Source organism: [Lactobacillus] rogosae (assembly GCA_900112995.1).
GTDB classification, from domain to species: Bacteria; Bacillota; Clostridia; order Lachnospirales; family Lachnospiraceae; genus Lachnospira; species Lachnospira rogosae.
In genome coordinates this window covers 1-19,492 of sequence record FONU01000012.1, presented here as the reverse complement: position 1 = coordinate 19,492, position 19,492 = coordinate 1, and the positions used below count along the sequence as shown (strand labels likewise).

13 protein-coding genes and 1 other RNA gene are annotated in these 19,492 nt (G+C 37.2%); all 14 read right to left on the bottom strand.

What is annotated here, in order from left to right; translation table 11 throughout:
- Positions 1 to 65: 65 nt before the first annotated feature.
- The 14 genes from tkt to BM157_RS06000 all read right to left on the bottom strand — a co-directional run bounded on the left by tkt (position 66) and on the right by BM157_RS06000 (position 19,319).
- Positions 66 to 2,057, bottom strand: coding sequence for a transketolase (tkt, locus tag BM157_RS06065; protein ID WP_055177433.1), 1,992 nt, complete (start codon positions 2,055 to 2,057; stop codon positions 66 to 68).
- Between the two features lie 50 nt (positions 2,058 to 2,107).
- Positions 2,108 to 5,152: a hypothetical protein gene (locus tag BM157_RS06060; RefSeq protein WP_090140340.1), complete on the bottom strand. Its 3,045-nt coding sequence runs from the start codon at positions 5,150 to 5,152 to the stop codon at positions 2,108 to 2,110.
- 117 nt (positions 5,153 to 5,269) lie between these two features.
- The gene (locus BM157_RS06055; RefSeq protein ID WP_090140338.1) at positions 5,270 to 9,724 is read right to left on the bottom strand and encodes a hypothetical protein; all 4,455 of its coding nucleotides are present in this window, start codon (positions 9,722 to 9,724) and stop codon (positions 5,270 to 5,272) included.
- 41 nt (positions 9,725 to 9,765) lie between these two features.
- Positions 9,766 to 10,470, bottom strand: coding sequence for a DUF6063 family protein (locus BM157_RS06050; RefSeq protein WP_055306976.1), 705 nt, complete (start codon positions 10,468 to 10,470; stop codon positions 9,766 to 9,768).
- Positions 10,460 to 11,992: a hypothetical protein gene (locus tag BM157_RS06045; protein ID WP_090140335.1), complete on the bottom strand. Its 1,533-nt coding sequence runs from the start codon at positions 11,990 to 11,992 to the stop codon at positions 10,460 to 10,462. The genes BM157_RS06050 and BM157_RS06045 overlap by 11 nt, the downstream gene beginning before the upstream one ends.
- 136 nt (positions 11,993 to 12,128) lie before the next feature.
- Positions 12,129 to 12,725 (bottom strand): recombination mediator RecR, encoded by a 597-nt coding sequence (gene recR, locus BM157_RS06040; RefSeq protein WP_022503083.1) that lies wholly within the window; start codon positions 12,723 to 12,725, stop codon positions 12,129 to 12,131.
- Positions 12,725 to 13,075, bottom strand: a complete 351-nt coding sequence (locus tag BM157_RS06035; protein WP_022205992.1) for a YbaB/EbfC family nucleoid-associated protein — start codon at positions 13,073 to 13,075, stop codon at positions 12,725 to 12,727. Before BM157_RS06035 ends, recR begins: the two co-directional genes overlap by 1 nt.
- On the bottom strand, positions 13,075 to 14,736 hold the full coding sequence (dnaX, locus tag BM157_RS06030; protein WP_022503084.1) for a DNA polymerase III subunit gamma/tau: 1,662 nt from the start codon (positions 14,734 to 14,736) through the stop codon (positions 13,075 to 13,077). Before dnaX ends, BM157_RS06035 begins: the two co-directional genes overlap by 1 nt.
- A gap of 210 nt (positions 14,737 to 14,946) precedes the next feature.
- An RNA gene (gene ffs, locus BM157_RS06025) (signal recognition particle sRNA large type) lies at positions 14,947 to 15,209 on the bottom strand.
- 43 nt (positions 15,210 to 15,252) lie between these two features.
- On the bottom strand, positions 15,253 to 16,581 hold the full coding sequence (locus BM157_RS06020; protein WP_090140332.1) for a GGDEF domain-containing response regulator: 1,329 nt from the start codon (positions 16,579 to 16,581) through the stop codon (positions 15,253 to 15,255).
- A gap of 71 nt (positions 16,582 to 16,652) precedes the next feature.
- The gene (locus BM157_RS06015; RefSeq protein WP_090140329.1) at positions 16,653 to 17,360 is read right to left on the bottom strand and encodes a hypothetical protein; all 708 of its coding nucleotides are present in this window, start codon (positions 17,358 to 17,360) and stop codon (positions 16,653 to 16,655) included.
- A gap of 19 nt (positions 17,361 to 17,379) precedes the next feature.
- Positions 17,380 to 18,063, bottom strand: coding sequence for a hypothetical protein (locus BM157_RS06010; protein ID WP_090140327.1), 684 nt, complete (start codon positions 18,061 to 18,063; stop codon positions 17,380 to 17,382).
- A 13-nt stretch (positions 18,064 to 18,076) separates the two neighbouring features.
- On the bottom strand, positions 18,077 to 18,952 hold the full coding sequence (locus BM157_RS06005) for an ABC transporter ATP-binding protein (RefSeq protein ID WP_022503088.1): 876 nt from the start codon (positions 18,950 to 18,952) through the stop codon (positions 18,077 to 18,079).
- A gap of 1 nt (position 18,953) precedes the next feature.
- Complete coding sequence (locus tag BM157_RS06000; protein ID WP_055177418.1) at positions 18,954 to 19,319, bottom strand: GntR family transcriptional regulator; 366 nt, start codon at positions 19,317 to 19,319, stop codon at positions 18,954 to 18,956.
- Positions 19,320 to 19,492 lie beyond the last annotated feature (173 nt).

The window sequence follows — 19,492 nt, the reverse complement described above, 5'->3', positions numbered from 1 at the left end:
AGAAACATCTGAAACGTCCTATATATTATTATTATCTAACCATTAACACCTAATCCCATTAAACATTAAGCATTAACAACTTCTTTAACAGTCTTAACAACATTATCAACTGTAAATCCAAAATGTTCAAACAATGTAGCTGCTGGACCTGAAGCGCCAAAGCCTTCCATAGCGATAACCTTGCCGTCAAGACCTACATACTTGTACCAGCCAAAGTCTGAAAGTGCTTCTACTGCAACTCTCTTTCTAACAGCATTTGGAAGTACACTTTCCTTATATTCTGCTGACTGCTTATCGAAAAGCTCCATACTTGGCATACTTACAACTCTTACATCAATGCCTGATTTCTTAAGTTCTTCCTTGGCATTAACCGCAAGGCTTACTTCTGAACCGCTTGCTATGATAATAGCATCTGGAACTGCCTTTTCTGACTCAGCAATTACATAGCCACCCTTAAGTGCATCCTTTGATGAGCCCTCCATCTGTGGAAGATTCTGTCTTGTAAGCACAAGTCCTGTTGGACCACATTCATTCTCTACTGCATACATCCAGGCTGCTGCTGTTTCTGTTCTGTCACAAGGTCTGAATACTGTGAAATCAGGAAGTGAACGGAATGCAGCAAGCTGTTCAATTGGTTCATGTGTTGGTCCATCTTCTCCGACACCAATGCTATCATGTGTGAATACATAAGTAAGCGGAAGCTTCATAAGTGCTGAAAGTCTTGCCATTGGCTTAACATAATCACTGAACACGAAGAATGTTGCAACAAATGCTTTTAAACCGCCGTGAAGTGCAAGTCCATTACCGATTGCCGCCATAGCCTGCTCTCTTACACCAAAATGAAGATTAGTTCCAGCATAATTATCCTTAGAGAAATCACCGGCATCCTTCATATTAGTCTTATTAGATGGTGCAAGATCTGCTGACCCACCTATTAAGTTAGGCATTGCCTTTTTAATCATATTAAGAATAGTTCCGCTTGTGCTTCTTGTAGCTTCTGGCTTATCACCTTTTGCCCAATATTCATCAGAATTGAACAAATCGGACATATCATATCCATCAAAGTAATTATCCCATAATTCTTTCATTTCTGGATACTTCTCCACATATGCAGCAAAAAGTTCATTCCATTTATCCTCTGCCTTTGCCATATTATCAGCAAGTTCCTTGTAATGGTCATATACTTCCTTAGGAACTTCAAAATCACCCTTGCAAGGCCAGTTAATATTTTCCTTAAGAGCAGCCACATTATCAACACCAAGAGGTTCTCCGTGTGCACTTGCCTTGCCCTGCTTAGCTGGACAGCCATAACCAATAAGTGTATTAACCTTAATAAGTGATGGTCTTGTCTTATCAGCCTTAGCTTCCTCTATTGCCTTGCCAATTGCTTCAAGGTCGTTGCCGTCCTCAACTTCTATTGTCTGGAAACCAAATGCCTTAAATCTTGTAACTACATCTTCTGTAAATGCTATATCTGTGCTTCCCTCAATAGATATATTGTTTGAATCATAGAATACAATAAGCTTTGAAAGTCCTAATGTACCAGCAAGTGAGAAACACTCTGATGAAATACCTTCCATCATACATCCATCTCCACCAAGTACATAAGTATAATGGTCTACAACTGGAAAGCCTTCCTTGTTAAATACTGATGAAAGATGTGCCTCTGCCATTGCCATACCAACTGCCATTGCCATGCCCTGTCCTAATGGACCCGTTGTAGCCTCAACACCTACAGTATGTCCATATTCCGGATGACCCGGTGTGAGTGAACCAAACTGTCTGAAATTCTTAACTTCTTCAAGTGAAAGATTACCTATTCCAAATAAATGGAATAATGAATAAAGAAGCATTGAGCCGTGTCCACCTGATAACACAAATCTATCTCTGTTAACCCAGTCTGGATTGTGTGGATTATAATTCATATGTTTTGCAAATAATTCATAAGCAACAGGTGCTGTTCCAAGTGGTAATCCAGGATGTCCTGAATTAGCTTTCTGTATCGCATCAGCGGATAAAACCCTGATTGCGTTTACTGACATTTCTTCAATATTCATAAGTATCCTCCATTCTTGTGCATATGCACACTATAAGTTATATTTTATTATCAATCTTTAAAATCTGCTTCTGTAAGGAATATAACATCTCCTCGTTCACTACGCTTCTTCTTAAGTCCACCAAAGAACTTTCTTGACGCTCTCTTTTCAGAGTTGGCAATTGCCCGGTTGATAATCTCTTTAATATCATCAAGCTTGATATTATCATTAACACTATGAAGCTTGTCAATCTTTAAATACAGTTCAAGAAGTGCATCATCATCAACCTCATACTGTCTCTTTCTTGCAAAACGCTTTGCCATATCAACAAGTTCATTAACTGTGTACTGCTTTAATGTAATTCTATGGTTAAATGTCTTTACCATATCCGGATTAAAGTTCACAAGCACATTCATCTCTGCATCTGAATCTTCAAATATAACAACCATTCTATCTGTATCTTCGTTAAGACAGGATATAATCTCATTAATCCTCTTAGGCTGTATTGTGCCTGCACCTTCAACGATAAGAGCTGTACCCTTAAGCTTGCCCATAGCTTTGGTTATGCCTCTCTGGTTAATACTCTCGCCAGATGTCTTGGCAATCTTCTTTGGTCTGTCAGGATATACATAATTAATAGCTCTTACAATTGTTCTAGCAAGATCTGTCTTATCAGAGCTTGAATTACCTGATATAAGAATGTTACCACACGAAGAATTAGTCATAGCCATCTCTTCATCAAGTGACTCGAATAAATCTACAAGCTGTTCCTCAAGTCCAGGCATCTCTCTGTATTTTTTAAATATCTTAGCAAGCTCCCCGGATAATTTCTTATCATTATGCCAAACCCTGTCATTGTCATCTTCATTATCCATTGAAGATACATTGAACTTCATATTCATACCCGGCGTAACAAAATCTGTAGCTGCAATCTCTGGCTCAGCGGCTCTGCTGTACTCTGCTTCTGAATTATTAACGTTGTTATAATTGTTAAGAACCTCATCTGTTACTGGCTCAAAATGTGTTGTGTTAAGAGTGAGTTCTTCATTCTCAGGTTCAGCGGCTTTTTCATTAACAGTATCTGATACTTCTGGTCTTTGCCATTCGCTGTCGTCCTGTGCCTGTTCACTATTATTGGCAATTACATTACCACTCACCGCTTCAACATTATTGGCAACTGTATTGCCACTCACCGCTTCACCGTTATTAACAACTGCGCTACCGCTCACTGCTTCGCTATTATTAACATCTTCTGCCACTTTTAAAGCTTCTCTGGCTTTCTCAAGCTCCTGTGTCATTGTCTGATCTAATATAAACGAAGCCTTTCCTGTTCTCATAGCCAGATCTCTCTTAGCCGCACCAAGTAAAACCTCTGCATCAGCTAATCTCTTAGCCTCCCTCTCGCTGAATTCTGTTCCCTTTCTTAAAGCCTCTTCTTTCTTCATGGCAACAATCTTCTCGTAAGCTTCACTCTTCTCATCTTTCTCATCAAGCATACGCTCTAACTCAACCTTAGAGAACTCTCTTGTATCCTGCTTGCCATACTTTTCTTCTCTTACAGTTTCCATCCAGTCAGCTATGCTTAACTGTCCTTCAATCTGCTCATCTTCTATGTTCTCTGCTTCACCATCTGCGTAAACAGTATTAGCATTTCCTGCATTACTATCTGCTGTACCATCAGTTCTTGACTCACTTGTCTTTGCCGGACTCTCATTCAATGCTTCGGACATTCCTGTCTTTCTTTCAAATGGAGGCTTAAATGACTCCTCATCACTAAATATATCATTAATATTCTTAGCAAGTTCTTCCTGAATATTATGAGTATCATAAAGGTTATAATTAGGTACTTTAACCTCTATGTCCATAGCATCAGCTTTCTCATCAATACGCTTTCTTGCCGCCTCCCGTGCTTCTTCCTCGTCTTCCTTGGTAATCTTATCACAGCTGTTCTCAATATTTCTTTTTGCGTTCTCGATAAGCTCCTTTAATGACATAGAAGCTTTGCTGACATTTTCATTAAGCTTCTTATCTGCACTCTCATCTAATATTCTGTTGTCCTGCTCTTTTTCAAGCTTTGCAGCACTCTCATCTACAGAATTCCCTTCTGCTTCCTGTCTTCTAAGAGCATTTACAATTGACTCTTTTAATGCACTGCTCTGGTCATTCTGGACAAGATCCATTGATAAACCAGATGTATCTTTTACACCAGCCACGTCTGAACTTCCCGCCACATTAACATTTCCTGTTGAACGGTCATTTCCGGTATAATCAATATTACCCACTGGCTGTTCTCCTGCAACATCTTCAGATTTAAATCTTAAAGCTTTATCAGTCACATTAGAATACCTGCTGTCTGAAGCCTTGTTAGAAGGTGCTGCTTTGTCTGAATCAGCTTTATCATCTTCATCAAGCAGATCGCCGACTTCGTCCTTTTTAAGACGTGCAAGCTCTTTCTGCTCCATAAATAATCTTTCTTTGTTAGCTTCTTCGTCAGACTTTCTTGCGTTAATCTCACTTAAAATCTTCTTCTGTGTGTTAGTCATAGTAACACCCAGCTTTTCCTTAAGCTTTACAGCTTTCTCTACATATATGCCATCCTGAAACCATAATACAAGGTTATCACAGGTCTTAGAACAATCTTCTTTTCTTCCTGTCTTGTAATATAATTCTGCAAGCTCATACATATATTTCTCGTCAATCTCAGCTTCCTTATACTTTTCAAGTATATCAACAAGCTCAGTATCAGGTGCATCCTGTGCCCTTCTTAAGTCGTAATATAAGATATACTTATTAACATCGTGTGCTGATAATTTGGCGTATTCCCTGTATAATTCTTCAGCATTTTCAAAATCGTCAACTTTGATAAAGAATTCTGTGAGCTTATATATAAGCTTTCTGCCTCCAAGGTTACGGTTGTATGCAAGAATTGCCATATCTCTTGCTTCTTCGTAGTCTCCTGCCGCTTCCTGTACATTAATTATCGTTGCAAGCGTAGACCAGTCTTTTACTTTATTCCAGTTCATCTGCTTTGCAATCTCTGCTGCCTGCTTATATTCTTTCTTAGCTGCAAGCTTCTTTATCTGTTCCAACTTTATATTAAACTCATATTTATCCACGTTAAAGACCTCCATTATGTCAATGAATCGACCCTCAAATTCCAATAATACGGCATATTAATGCCAATTTAAACATTCCGTATAATTTTATCACAGTAAAGTATCCTTGTAAACCTGCTATATGAAATCAAAGCTTGCCTGTTCATAGTCCATTCTTGTGTATTCCAATTCAGTCTCTTTAACATTACTATAATAGTCAACAACAACTGTCTGCTGCCTTTTGTCTGCCATCTTCTGCCCAAGTATATAATTAACATCAAACCTTGAGGTAATCGCCGGTGTTGCACCTCTTGCAGGAACAATGAGCTGTACATGGTTTACTGCAAGCAGTTTAAAGATTGGCTCCCATATATATATATCCTTTGCCGCACCAAATGGATTATCTATAAATATAGTCTTACCCAAAGGCTGTCCATCTGATACTGTGTTCATATTGGAAATATAATTAATAATAGCTATAAGGAACTGTATATATATCCCCTGCGACTGTCCTGTTGAGCCTACAGCTTCCTCATATCTTAAATATCTGCTCTGGTCTTTTATTCTCTCTCTCTTGTAAAGATTAATTCTTACTGAATTCATATCCGTTACAATTACTGAGAAAAGCCGTTTCCATGAAAGCCTGCTTCTTATATATCTGAAACGTTCTTCCTGCTCCTTAAAGCTTTCCGCTGCAACAATTGTCTCATCAATGTAAGCTGACATTCTGTCCTTATACATTTCTTCCCTAACATAAGGAATATAAAGCCCGATTATTGCAATATCTTCATTGTCCATTCTGATATGCGAAAGCTTTGGAAGTCTTTCAAGCTCAGTCTTTATATTACTGCATGTCTGTATACATCCGTTTTCAAAGTTATCCTTGATACGTTCCATATCCTCTATTCCCTTGTGAACACGCTCTTTCTCAAGTTCGATAAATGAATTCGTATCCTCTATTGATTTAACAAGCTGTTCTGTCTTTGCGGCATTAACAGGAAGCACAACCGATACATTAACCTCAACGGCAAGTTCAGCACCATTATAGTTCTTAAGTTCATCTATTAGCTTTGTTTTATATTTGTTGAACTCATCAGCTTTCTTGTATTCAAGCTTTAATATAGATGAATACTCTTTTGCTGTCTGCTCGTATTCTTTCGCAACACTTTCAAAATCTTTAATCTCAATATCCGATTCTGACAATTCTGCATAATTCTCAATATCAATTCCTGCATTATATGTTATTCTTTCAAGGTCTTTTCTTATAAGCTGTATCTCTTTGAGTTCATCTGACATATGCTTTCTTAACTGTGCATACTTTTCTATATTCTTCTCTAATTCTGCTACTGCCACAGACATATCATCTGCGAACTTTTCAGGATTGTCACACTCAAATTCTTCATATCGTCCATATTTTTCCTCAATCTGGCTCTTAGCGTGTGCAATACTTCCCTCAAGTCTGTTAAGAAGTGCTTCTTTAGCTTCTGTCTCCCTGCTTCCGGCATCATATTCTTTCTGATACTCGTGCAGTTCATTATTAAGCCCCATAAGCTTTGTCCTGTCACTTACAGATATTGTTCCAGTCTCATACATTCCCTTAAGTTCTTCTAATGTATGACCTCTGTACTCAATAGCTTCAATACATTTATCAACAGAAGCTTTCAGGTGCTTTCTAAGATTTTCCTTATCAGAAACATCTGAATTCTTATTAGCCAAAATGTCTTTAAGACCTGTTATCTTAGCGGTAAGTTCGTCAGGGTTAATCTTATCCGCTCCATCATTATTATAATCAATGCCCTCATTGTAAAAATGCGACACTGTATTTTCCCAGACGCTTACAAGCTCTGAATACTGATTATCAACATTAGTCTTATACTCATCTGCCTTAATATAGTCTTCTCTTATTTTATCAAGATAATCTGCACGTTCTATAATCTGTGCTTCGGCAGCCTTAAGCTTTTCAGTAAGCTGTTTTAATGTCACATATCCCGCCGTTACCCTCTCATTTACAACTGCAATTTCTTCATATCTGCTTATGTTTAATTCAACAGACTTCTTGGACTTTCTGACATTTTCAAGTTCTGCCATATCCTGTGACTTCTTATCATTATATCGTCCAAGCTCTGCTCTGTATGCGGCGATATTCTCTTTGATATCATTTTTTCTCTTAAGAAGCTCCTCAGGTGCATCAAGCTTTTCCGCTGATGTATCACCAGCATTAACCGAAAGCACATAATCTTCAAGAACTGTCTGCTTTCTGCTGTTAAGCTTTGTTATGGTATCGTTAAGATTATCAAGTTCTTCCCTTAAAATGCGCACCTTTACATCACGTCTTTTATCGTCTGTAAGATAACTTATGTCATTAAATGCAAATATAACTTTATCGCTGTTTATATTAACATTTTCATCTTTAAGTGCCTCTGCACTTATTACCGGATATACAGCACTATCCTGTGTTTCAGTTTCCAGTTCCGCTTCCTTTAACCTGTCAAAACCACTGTCAATTACAAAGCTGTACTGGATAAATGGTATTCTTTTAACAATATCTTTTCTCTGCTGTTCGCTTGCATTTTCAAGATACTTATAACCTTCTGTTACAGCTTCACCGCACACTGATTTAAGATATTCCCTGAACTTATTGTAAGAAGGATTGTCTATATAATAAGAACCTGCACTTACTGCTTCTATAAGTTTTCCAAGCTTAACTGCCTTCTGGCTGTCTTCATTATATTTGTCATTCATTCTTAAAAATTCTTTGAAAATGCCTTCTTTTAATCTGTCAGTTCCTGCAATTCCATATATTCTCTGCAAATCCTTAAGCTTGCTCTCATTCTCCTGCCTGCTTATAATCTGTGATTGAAGTTGGTCAATTCTTTCATCTAACATCGCAATATTAGACTCAGCAATATTAATCTTTTCCTCTGTCTTGTATACCGACTTGGTTGTTTCTTTAATGCTTTCCTCTAAAAAAGCCTCCTCCTTAAGAATACCATTATGCTGTACCCTTAATTCCTCTATCTTGGATATAATATCATCAACAATCAGTATTCCATAAGCGTCAGCAAGCCTTTTAAGCTCTTTCTCGTCCTTTTCAATATGCTGTTTTACAGTGCTTTCCTGCCCATGTATAACAGCACAGTTATTCTTTGCTTCCTGATGTTTATCGTCTGCCTTTTTAAGTTCATCTCTTAAATTCTTCTCATCTATAGCCGCTCTGGCAGTCTTGTCTGAAAATTCTTTTTCTGCCTTGTCATAATACTGCTTATATATAGCTGCAAGCCTGTTTAATTCTGCCGCTATGTCCTCGTCCTCTATCATACGGCTGTCAATTGCAGTATTAACTTTAACAAGTTCTTTTTCGTAATTGATATAGTCACAATAATTATTAGCTGCCTCTAAAAGCATAAGCTTTTCCCTTGCAGTCTTTATCTGGTTCTCTTTCTTATTTCTATCTGAAAGTGCTTCCTTGACAAGCTTATCAAGCTCATTTAATGACTTCTTTTCCTTTAATACATCAGCCACTGCAATCTTGTATTTCTTATCATAAAGTTCATTATAAAGTTCCTGCTCTTTTTCATTATGTCCTGAAAGCTCTGCTTCTTTCCTGCCCTCAGCATTAATCACTGATAAGAGCATATTGGCAAGCCTGTTCTCAATATCTCTTTTATTGGAATAGAATTCCTTATATGTGGCGATATAATCTTTAAAATATGTTAAAGCTTCTATCTGGTTATCATAATCATTAATCTGGCTGTTCTTCTTGGAAAGTTCTATAAGCTTATCCTTAATATCAAGTAGTGTCTTTGCCATCATAGAGTCATCATTATCAACTGAAAGCCTGTTATTGTAAGACTTCTGTATAATCTCCTCTATAAGAAGGTCCTCAACAACCTTTCTGCTTGTCCTGTAATTAGTCTCAAAATAAGTTCTTACATGTCCCTCTGTCTTATTGATGCCTCTTACTATCTCCCACGCACTTTCATATATTCCGTAACGTGATATAAAGCTCTGATAGTCACCTTTTCTGTCAAAAATGTATACTTTAATGTTATAATCTGACTTCTCCGCTTCTCTTAAATATGCCTTTAAGCCATTATAAGTAACCCTCTCGCCATTAACAGCAAGCGGCAGGTTCTTTATGTCATTTTCCCCGAACTTTCTATAGAAAATGCAGTAATTGAAATACTCTACACTTGTATTATCAGATGATGAAGCCTGTGTCAATGTGCCCGTGCTGTCAGTAACATTTTCTTCATCTTTGGCATCTCTTGCCTTTCTTGCACAAAAACCTGTTGTCATATATCTGAAACCATCTTTAACTGCATTGTTATCAAGCTTCCACTCAACAAGTGAGTGTATGCAGGTGTTGTCACTCCCTTTTCTGAAAAGCTTCTCTATAGGCTGTTTCTCATCAAGTGTACAATTAGGAATCATATTCTGCATAAGAAGAAGCATTAAAAGACTCTTTCCACCACCATTAGCAAGGTCATATATTGTATTTTTGCAATTAAAACGCATTAGAAAATCGTCATAGAACTGCGTTCCAAAATTATATTTAACATTATTAACTCTTATTCTATTAATCTGTGGCATATCTACCTCTTTCCTGCACTACATAGTACATTCTTAAGCTGTTAAATCAAAGACTGCATAATCTCTGCCATACGTCCCTTGTATTCATCAAAATAATTCTCGATAAGTGCTTTAAATCTGTCTGTTGGATAATATCTTGACTGTGCTTCCATTAAAAGCCCCTGTGACACACAGAAGTTAAGTACCATTTTTACAAAACCTGTCTTAGAGTTTCTTGCAGCTCTTACATCTGCCGTATCTTCAACTGTTATGACCGGAAGCTCGTCCCAGCTTAAAGCTATCTGTTTAAAGCTGTTCTCCTCTATGTCATCAATAATCATTCCCAACTTCTTATCAATAATTGCTGACACTGAATAATCAACATTTTTAACAATATCCTCAACCTTTACGAACTCCACATAAGTCGTATTAGATGATGCCGTATAGAATTCTGTTATAATATTGTATATAACAAAATATGCCATATATAAATCTTTATTCACCTTAATGCCAAGTTCTTTACGCAGTTCTTCATTCGTATAGCCAAACACCCTGTTGTTCTCTCCTGCACTGACATATAGTCCATTATTATACTCATATATTGAAAGGTTAAGCTTCTTAAGTGACATATGTACTATGTCATAGATTTCTGCATTGTTGTTATATTCCTGATATAAAGAACTATTGTCACCACGCTCAGTAAGTTCTTCACCTGTTATAAGCTTCGATACTATATCCAATGCTTTTTCAAGATTTCTATTTTCCATCGTCTGCCTCTTTTCTGAATGTAATATTCATTACCTGCACATTGGTGTAATCTATTATTTCATCTGTTCCCTTTTCCATAATTATATGTACAGGCTCACTTCCTTCAAAACCCTCCTTTAATATGTCATCAAGAAATGTTTCTGACTGCATATTATCTCCACCGATAACATAGCTGTCCTTCTGGCACAGATTAACAAAGAAAGAATAATAATCAGCATTATTAAGAATTTCCTCTCCATAAGCTTCTGACATTATATTATTGAATTCTCCAAGCGTTAAAATGTCCGATTTATTCATACATTTCCTGTTAATACACTCCTTAAGATTATTCATTATAAAGATGTAATTATGTCTTATTCTTTTATCTTCTATCTCATCTTCATATAATATATCTTCTGGTGTGTCCTCTGTTACATATTCCTTCTTATCATATCTTGCCGGCTTTACAAGAAGTGCTTCATCTATTGTCTTTATGTCAAATGTCTTCTTTATATTAAGCTTTAACAGCGGCTCTATTATAAATGCCAACAATGAAGCATCATCTGTCCTAATCATATCTGAGAGTGTAGCTGTGAAATCCATATGTGGACGAAGCCTTGAAAGCTTTGCTTTCTTTACTGCCTCATCTGTATTATTCTGCATATCAGTACAGTCACGAAGAAGTTCCGCGTGCTTGTTCATTGCTATTTTAAGCTGGTCCTCAAGATAATGGATTTCTTTTAATGTCCTGTAATAGCTTTCTGTCGCTGATGAATTACTCTCAAGCCTTTCTATTGCCTTGTCAATAAGTTCCTTGTTCTTCTTAAAAAGCTTCTCCTCATCAACGAACCATTTCATTCCTGTATTGACAAAATCCTCATAATGTTCAAGTCCTGTCTTTACATCTTTGGAAAGCATATCCATAACTTCATTCTTCTTAACCTTAAGCCTTCCAACTTCCTCATTAATTCTTTCTATAACCTCTACTCCGCCTTTAAAGTTATTGGAATTAATCATTTTCTCCAAAAGGAGCTGTGACACGCTTATACGGCTTTCGTCCTTAATCTCTTTCGTATCAAGATAAAACTCGACCGCATCAGCACTTATACTGTACCACACAGTATTATCTTTTATTGTACTTTCTATAAGCTTAACCCTTGATACTCTCTTCTTCTTCTCCACAGGGTCATAATACGCATACTCAAATGGCTTTCCCTCATTCTTCATCTTATCAAAGACATAATCTGCCACTTCCCTGCTTTCTTCCTCAGTAAGCTTCATATCAAAGTCGTGCCTTATTATGTTATTAAAGAACTCCTGATACTCCTTGTATGTAACTTCCTTTTCCTTGAAGTTATTTTCCTCAATAAAAAAACGCAGAACAGCCATCACGATATATCCCATATCAAGTGCTTCATATCTGCCCTCCTTAAACTGGGAAAATGAAGTATCAATAAGCTTGAAAAAAGGATAATATTTCTTAAGATTAAGCATTCTTTCTCTGTGCTCTGTTATTATCTCTCCAATCATATTCTCCGCCATATGTATACCTCTTCATATCATTATGCCATTCTGCATATGTCCGATTTATTCAATATTAATATGTAACTTTTATATCTTTTCAATACACCTAATTAAGTTGCAATTATACAGAACTTCAACTCCATATATTAAATGGTTATAATTCTGTCCTGCCTTCAAGTGCTCTTAGGAGTGTAACCTCATCTATATATTCAAGGTCGCCGCCTACAGGCACTCCACTGGCTATTCTTGTAACCTTTATGCCTGCCTGCTTTATCATCTTGCTTATATACATAGCTGTTGTTTCTCCCTCAAGATTAGAGTTCGTAGCGATTATTACCTCGTCTACATCTTTCTGAAGACGCTTCATAAGTTCTGCCAGCTTAATATCTGATGGGCCTATTCCAAGCATTGGACTTATAGCCCCGTGAAGTACATGATACACGCCCTCATACTTTCCTGTCTTTTCGTATGCTGCCATATCCCTTGTCTGTTCAACGACCATAATCTGCTTGTGATTTCTGTTAGGATCTTTGCATATCGGACAAAGTTCCTCATCAGTAAGCGTATAACATTCTTTACAGTAATGTATATGCTCTTTAGCACTAATCATTGCATTGGCTATGCCCTCAACTTCTTCTTTAGGCATATTTATAATGTGAAATGCCAGGCGCTGGGCACTCTTAGCCCCAACCCCTGGTAATCTTGACAACTGCTCTATTAACTTATTAATATGACCGCTGTATATGTCCATTAGAAAAGGCCTCCTCCAAGTCCTGAAAGACCACCTGTTATCTTAGACATAGAAGCCTGTGATTCTTCTTCGCATTTACGAAGTGCTTCGTTAGTTGCAGCAACTATTAAATCCTCTAACATTTCTACATCATCTGGATCAACTGCTTCTGGATCAATCTTAACCTTAGTCACTTCTCTTTTACCTGTTACAGTAACTTCAACAACTCCGCCACCTGCTGTAGCTGTGAATTCTTTAGACTCAAGAGCTGCCTGCTGTTCCTCCATCTGTCTTTGCATTCTCTGTGCCTGCTTCATAAGATTGTTCATATTGCCAGGCATTCCTCCTGGAAATCCACCTCTTTTAGCCATTATATAAATTCCTCCTTATCATCTATTTCGATATCCATTCCAACAAGCTCCTCTAATGCTATATAACGCCTGTTAAAATCCTCATCTTCATCAATTCTTGTGCATACCACTCTTACTGATATACCTGTTCTTTCTTCGATAAGCTCCTCTATCTTAGCGATTGTTTCTTCCCTGCTTATCACGTTATAACCACTAATAGATTTTACCATAATCTCAAGGCTATTACCATCCTCTGTTACAGTAACATCAGCCTGCTTTAACAAATTCATAAGCAGTGCATCATCCATTGAAGCCACTATCTGACTCCACTGTCCTGCTATCTGCTTTATATCATCTGTGACTGCATCATAATTTCTTCTAAGAACAGGCTTTTCTTCCTGTACTGCATCATTCCTGCTGCCAGTGCCTAAAGCACCAGCACCACCTGACTGTAATGACATATTATCAAGCATATCCTTAGTTATATATGCACCTGACTGTAATTTACTAAGAGCTTCACTTAACTGGTTCTCAAGGTCATTTACCCTGCCTGCAAGCTCCTGCATATCCTTAGGACTTTCCATGGCCGGCTTCATAAGCTTAATAAAAGCTACCTCTGCCTTAACTCTCTTCTGCGTTGCATACTTCATCTCATTGGAAAGCTCTGACAGAACTCTTATATGACGCATTATACTGTCAACATCTACGTCCCTGGCATCTTCTATCATATCCTTAATATTATCCTTGGATACCTCGATAACATCTTCTATCTTATCTATATCATCTGTTGTCTTAATCAGCAGAAGATTTCTTAAATACCACACAAAATCTGTCACAAACTGAGACAAATCCCTGCCCTGCATAATTATGTCTTCCATAAGATTCATACAGCCTGCAACATCTGATGTCTTTATTGTCTTATACATCTTGCTGAACACTTCTGTATCAACTGCTCCAAGCACGTCAAGTACATTTTCATACTTAAGCTCTTTGCCAAGATAAAATGCTATGCACTGGTCTAACAGACTGAGTGCATCTCGCATAGAACCATCAGCCGCTTTGGCTACATATTTTATTGCCCTATCCTCAACGCTTATATTCTCTGCTTTCATAAGCTGAGTGAGCCTGTCTGCTATTGTTTCTATTGATATTCTGTGAAAATCATATCTTTGACAGCGCGACATAATAGTTATCGGTATCTTAGCCGCCTCTGTTGTTGCAAGTATAAATATTACATATGCAGGTGGTTCTTCAAGTGTCTTTAACAGTGCATTGAACGCTCCTATAGACAACATATGAACCTCATCTATTATATATACTTTGTACTTTCCCTCTGTTGGAGAGTATTGTACTTCTTCTCTTATCTCTCTTATATTATCGACACCATTATTAGATGCCGCATCAATCTCTATTACATTCATAGACGTTCCTGCTGCAATTGCCTTACATGCAGGACATTCGCCACATGGACTTCCATTAACCGGGTGTTCGCAGTTAACTGCCCTGGCAAATATCTTTGCAACACTCGTCTTGCCAGTTCCCCTGGTACCACAGAAAAGGTATGCGTGTCCTATTCTGTCTGCCAATATCTGATTTTTTAATGTTGTAACTATATGATCCTGACCTTTAACATCTTCAAAGGTGTCAGGACGCCACTTTCTGTATAGGGCCTGATATGACATACTTAGAGGACTTCCTTTCTGAAGGGGTGTTTCGCTCATCGCGTATTACAATACGTTACACTTCGCTCAACTCGTAACGATGGCGTTCCAGAAGCTTCCGCTTCTGTCACTGTCGCGGTGCTCCTCGAATCGATTGCAATAAGGCCTTTTTCCTGCTAGCAGGAAACGTCCTTCTTTCAATCCATTCTCATCGTTACTCGCGCAAAAATACCGTGCGTTCAGCTTCGAATGATCATCCACAGACGTTACCGATACAGTTAGCTCGATCCAGGCTGCCTTTCGGCACACAGAAGGTTTCACTTAATGCTGCTTCATTCCTGACCTGACATGGTTCATGAATTCCTGTTGCGAAAGACCCAAATGTCATCACCACTTATATCGGGCGGCTCCATAAAATCTCGCCCTCTGCCGAACATCACCCCTGCTATAGCGGATTGCAGGTACAAGGTGCCGCTAACTCCCCGGCTGCACGGTTCCTTTATTATAAATGTTATATACCAACTCTGTCAAGTAAAGTTAATCACTTATCTTACTCCTGTAAGCTGCGATACGGCGTTTGAGCTGTTGTGGCTCAATTGGTGCAAATAATATGTCTTTAACACAATCATAGCCTGCTGCAAGACGTATCTGCTCCATACTTCCCTCTTTACATATAATGGCAATTGGCATATTCTTTATTATTAAATTGTCTGTATTAGTTATATCCTCAAGTACCCTATATCCATTATCTTCCATCTCGGATATATCTACATAAATGCACGGAATATTCTTTACCCCACTGATTAATTTTTCAAAATCATTAATATTATCTATCTTTCTTATATCATAAGATGATTCGTGCACGAACTCAATTATACTTATCACATTTCTTGAGCGTGTAATAACAGGTATTGTCTTTGATGCCTTCCTGCCGTCAAGCTTGACACCATATTCGCGGTAACACGACTTTCCTGCATGCTTTGACTCATAAAGTGCTTCATCTGCCTTAGCAAATAACTCTGTATAATCTTTCTCTGTTCCATCAGTAAATACAACACCTATGCTAATTGTTACATCCTCTGGAATAGACATATTCTCTTTGGCTGATATTATATCAACAATATTTTGTGCCTTTTCATACACATATTTCCTGCTTTCAATGTCACGAACAAATAACACAAACTCATCGCCGCCTATTCTTCCTGCAATGTCTGTTTTTTCAAATTGTGATGCCATAACACTTGCAACAATTGATATTGTATGGTCACCCACTGTATGTCCATACACATCATTAATTGCCTTGAAATTATCAATATCCACTGCCATCAAAGCGTGCAGTCCATTCGGATATTCTTTTAATGCATCCGTTATAAGCTTTATTGTTGCTGACTTATTAAGAAGTCCTGTCATCTCATCAATCTTTGATTTAAACTTGAAATCGTCATACTCTTTAATAAGACTTGCTATTCTGTGCTTTGACTTAAGAAGGTTCTGAATTCTAAAAAATGCTGTCTTAGGGTCAATCGGCTTAATAAGAAAGTCATTAGCTCCAAGCTCGTACACACTTGCCTGAACATCACTGCTGTTAGTCGCTGTAAGGACTATTACAGGTATATCAGCAAAATGCTGTATCTCCTGTCGCCGCCTTAAAACATCGAAGCCGTCTATTCCCGGCATTTCAAGATCAAGAATGAGTAAATCAATAGACACCTTGTCCTTTTTAATTATACCAAGACACTCTTCACCAGATTCAGCTTCAAAAATATTAAAATGTTCCCTTAACAATTCCCTTATTATAGTACGCTGGAAACGTGAATCATCAACTATAAGTATTGTTGCCCCCTTAGTTGCATTAAAAGTATCCATCACTTGCTCCTTTAAATATATACTACAATGTGTGATACTTTATTATAACATTCTTTTTTGATTTTACCACTCTAATTTGCAACCTGTTGTTTTTTAATTAATAGTATTGCCACCACTGCTGATACAGCCGCTATAATTAATGTCACCAGCCATAATAATATATCTGTTCCAATTGGCAGGGTTAATATTCTCTCATATATCCCCTGATATATATTCTCTGCCTTAGCCATCGAGAAGCAGATTATCATATATGCGAATGCCATTATTCTTCTGCCCTTTATTCCATATTTTATAATCAGTGAACTAATAAGCATATTAAATGAACTTAACATTATCAATGAAACAACAAAATATTTGAAGTGAAAAAGCGGTGTTATGCTAAGCTCCAGACTATATTCTGAATAAAATGCCGCAAACTTCCAGTTCTCATACAGATATGTAATACCTAATCCTGCCCACGCCATAATAATAACCACAATATCAAACACCCATTGTCTTATAATATACATCTTCCTCGTGCATCCATATGATACATCCATATTGAATCTTGTGTAGTTATAAGTTGTCGCTGCAAATATAACTGTGGCAATAATTCCAATTATTACCATAAAGCTTCCCATTGGAAATACTGTATAATCTTTCTCTACAAGTCCTATGTTCTCCATTAACATAATTACATCGTGGATAATATTCCCTGCAACCGAACATATTATGAGTATGATAAATGTCTGCATTATACCTGTCTTGTTTATTTTAAAAATCTTCGCTATCTCTTCCATATTCTTCTCCATTCCAGCCCTAGCTTCTCACTACAAGCTTTCTTATCGCAAGGTAATATATATACATTGATATTAACACAGCTATAAATGCGGCTATTATTCCTGTAGTACAGGTGCCTGCATTAAGATTTATAAATCCACCCATAATGCTATATCCTGCAGCTAATGTTGATTTGATGAAAACCGTCATAATTCCCATTGCAAATCCCATTATTAAAACCATCGACATATAACCTATTCTTCCCACTTTTAATGTTATGCTTGAACTTATATTAGCCACAGCTATACATATAAGCATAACAAGTACCGCCTGCAATATCCATATTCCAAGACTGATATCAACTCCCATTAAACCAGCTGTTAATGCTCCTGCTACTGACACAATAATTAAGAAAATGCCCATTAGAAACTCAATAATATAGGTCACCACCACAGCCTGCTTTCTTGTGCAGCTGAAAGAAACTGCAAGTGAAATATTCTGACAGGTATAACAAATCATAAATAATACTATGACATATCCACCAATATATATAATACACTGGGAAAACAACATTCCAACTGCCAAAGCGGAATGTGCTCCCTTATCATTAACTACAAACATACTATATATTGTCAATGCAAATGCACCTATTATTATATACATAGTGTTCCTCAATGCCTGATACAATGATTCTTTGATTATTCTTGCCAATCCATAATTCATAGGTCACCCCTCCTTACATATTCGACTGTCCACATATCGCAATAAATAAATTCTGAAGTGAAACCGGCTGTACCGTAACATGTTGAACTGCTTTGATTTTCCCATCGCCATCCTGCATTACTGTAACAGCGTAGCTTCTTCCTATATGTTCTTCATTGATAATTTTACAGCCATCAACAGCATTTTTTACATCTTCTTCAAGACCTGATACATAACGGCATTTATCAAGTAATTCAACTGTATTTTCCTTTAAATATACACATTTATCTTTAAGTATTATAACTTCTTCGAATACATTTGCCGCTTCTTCAATGATGTGTGTTGATATTATAAATGTTCTGCCATTCTCCTGCTGCTCATCTATAATAAGCTTGTAGAATTCTTCCCTGACGATTACATCAAGCCCTGCTGCCGGCTCATCAAGAATTGTTATCTCTGCCTTGCTTGCAAGTCCTATTATCACTGTGAGCATTGACAACATTCCTTTTGAAAGATTACATACCTTCTTCTTTTTATCAATACCAAACCTTTTCACAAGTTCCTCTGCCATATCCTTGTCCCAGTTCTTATAATATATTGAAGCAAGACGAAGATATTCTTTAACCTTCTGGTTGTTCATTCCAAGCAGGCTCTTGGTATTAATCTCTCTTGAAAAGCATATATGGCTTAACGCCTCTGCATTTTCCCACACAGGCTGTCCATTATATGTAACTTCTCCGCTGTCCGCTGGATTCTGTCCTGTCATAATTGACATAAGTGTTGTCTTTCCAACACCATTTCTCCCTATAAGACCATATATCTTTCCCTGTTCAATATTAAGGCTCACATTATCAAGCACCTTATTATCCTTATAGCTTTTACTTATATTCTTACACTCCAGACCGCTCATATTAACCCTCGCTTTCTTCAATCATCTTGATTAATTCTTTAGTTGTTATTCCGATACTCTTAGCTTCCTCTATCAATGACTTGACATAATTCTCATAAAATGCACCTTTTCTTTTATTGAGTATCATATCTTTAGCACCCTTACTTACAAACATTCCAATACCTCTTTTCTTATAAAGTATTCCCTCATCAACAAGTATGTTGACACCTTTGGCCGCCGTTGCAGGGTTAATCGTATACAGCTTCGCCAGCTCATTCGTGCTTGGAACTTTTTCTTCTTCAAGCAGAATTCCACGGCAGATATCTGTTTCTATCATCTCACTTATCTGTATATATATGGATTTTTCCTGCGTCAAATGTTCCTGCATGCAATCTCTCCATTCTGTTATTTTGTTAATCACCATAATTCGTTATTTGGTTCATTACTTATGTAACTAACCATACAACTAAGGGTCAGGTTTGTCAATATATTTTTAAAAATTTTATTTTTATGATATAATATGACTACTTCGTAGTCACTTAGAAGTTTCTTCGAAACTTC

Excerpts from the sequence above, each read along its gene's own strand:
- tkt (WP_055177433.1), bottom strand. The coding sequence starts at position 2,057 with ATGAATATTGAAGAAATGTCAGTAAACGCAATCAGGGTTTTATCCGCT.
- BM157_RS06055 (WP_090140338.1), bottom strand. The coding sequence starts at position 9,724 with ATGCCACAGATTAATAGAATAAGAGTTAATAATGTTAAATATAATTTT.
- BM157_RS06050 (WP_055306976.1), bottom strand. The coding sequence starts at position 10,470 with ATGGAAAATAGAAATCTTGAAAAAGCATTGGATATAGTATCGAAGCTT.
- BM157_RS06045 (WP_090140335.1), bottom strand. The coding sequence starts at position 11,992 with ATGGCGGAGAATATGATTGGAGAGATAATAACAGAGCACAGAGAAAGA.
- recR (WP_022503083.1), bottom strand. The coding sequence starts at position 12,725 with ATGGACATATACAGCGGTCATATTAATAAGTTAATAGAGCAGTTGTCA.
- BM157_RS06035 (WP_022205992.1), bottom strand. The coding sequence starts at position 13,075 with ATGGCTAAAAGAGGTGGATTTCCAGGAGGAATGCCTGGCAATATGAAC.
- dnaX (WP_022503084.1), bottom strand. The coding sequence starts at position 14,736 with ATGTCATATCAGGCCCTATACAGAAAGTGGCGTCCTGACACCTTTGAA.
- BM157_RS06020 (WP_090140332.1), bottom strand. The coding sequence starts at position 16,581 with ATGGATACTTTTAATGCAACTAAGGGGGCAACAATACTTATAGTTGAT.
- BM157_RS06015 (WP_090140329.1), bottom strand. The coding sequence starts at position 17,360 with ATGGAAGAGATAGCGAAGATTTTTAAAATAAACAAGACAGGTATAATG.
- BM157_RS06010 (WP_090140327.1), bottom strand. The coding sequence starts at position 18,063 with ATGAATTATGGATTGGCAAGAATAATCAAAGAATCATTGTATCAGGCA.
- BM157_RS06005 (WP_022503088.1), bottom strand. The coding sequence starts at position 18,952 with ATGAGCGGTCTGGAGTGTAAGAATATAAGTAAAAGCTATAAGGATAAT.
- BM157_RS06000 (WP_055177418.1), bottom strand. The coding sequence starts at position 19,319 with ATGCAGGAACATTTGACGCAGGAAAAATCCATATATATACAGATAAGT.